This window comes from Bartonella sp. CM120XJJH (assembly GCF_042194715.1).
Classification (GTDB): Bacteria; Pseudomonadota; Alphaproteobacteria; order Rhizobiales; family Rhizobiaceae; genus Bartonella.
Genome location: NZ_JBHINE010000081.1, coordinates 1 through 922, shown reverse-complemented (window position 1 = coordinate 922; position 922 = coordinate 1). Strand labels below are relative to the sequence as shown.

1 protein-coding gene is annotated in these 922 nt (G+C 36.8%); it reads right to left on the bottom strand.

Features of this window, described 5'->3' with window-relative positions; genetic code table 11:
- Positions 1 to 249: 249 nt before the first annotated feature.
- Complete coding sequence (locus ACFIKU_RS09825; RefSeq protein ID WP_375657397.1) at positions 250 to 900, bottom strand: hypothetical protein; 651 nt, start codon at positions 898 to 900, stop codon at positions 250 to 252.
- Positions 901 to 922: the final 22 nt, after the last annotated feature.

Below are 922 nucleotides of genomic sequence, written 5' to 3'. Positions count from 1 at the left end.
ACCCAGCAATTGCCATCATGAGAGAGGTTATCTTCCTTTTCAATAAAGCCCCCTAAAGTACCTGCTTTAACATCAGCAAAGTCTTTTAAAGCTTTAATGCGATAAAGGGTATGATTATTAATTACACGTGTCTCATTTGTGAGTGCAAATTTCTTTTGCATGGCACAATTCCTTTATAAGAAGATTTAATTTTTGAATGAAAGAATTTGGTTAGAAAGCAGGCGCCCCCGCCGCGCCCGCGCGTGTCAATTACGCAGCTTCTTTTAATGACTGATCGTTATAGACAATTTCTTTACTACAGACTTCAATATTATTGCGAACCCAAGTATCCCCTTTAATGACCGCATTGCGAAAAATCTTTACATTTGCAAAAATACAAGCATATCCGGAAATTTTCGCATTATCATAAATTTTGGTATCATTAAAAACACAAGCGTAATAATAAACGCGAGCATTATCAAAAATATGAGCATCCGGATAAATGCGTGCAAAACCATAAACCTTGGCATTGCCATAGACTTGACCAGCCACAACAGCCTTGCCATAAACACGGGCGTTTTCATAAATGCAAGCAACATTGTTTACATGAGCATAGCCACTTACAACGGCATCATCGTAAACCCGTGCATTGCTATAAACCTTGGCTTTCCCTCCGACCCAGCAATTGCCATCATGAGAGAGGTTGCTTTCACCTTGTATAAAACCACCTAAATCGCCTTTTTTTACATCTCCAAAATCTCTTAAAGCTCTAATCCTATGAAGCGTTTTAAAGCCAACCTCTATTGTCTCACCTGTAAATTCGTATTTTTTTGCAGGTTCTTGTTTGTTATTAGATGCGGTTGCATTTGAAATGGAAGAGGAAATTGTATTTTTGGAATTTTTTATTATAGAATTTTTCATTTTAAATTCTTTCTAATCAAAA

Bases quoted from the DNA above. Each gene is read 5' to 3' on its own strand.
- ACFIKU_RS09825 (WP_375657397.1), bottom strand. From the start codon at position 900: ATGAAAAATTCTATAATAAAAAATTCCAAAAATACAATTTCCTCTTCC.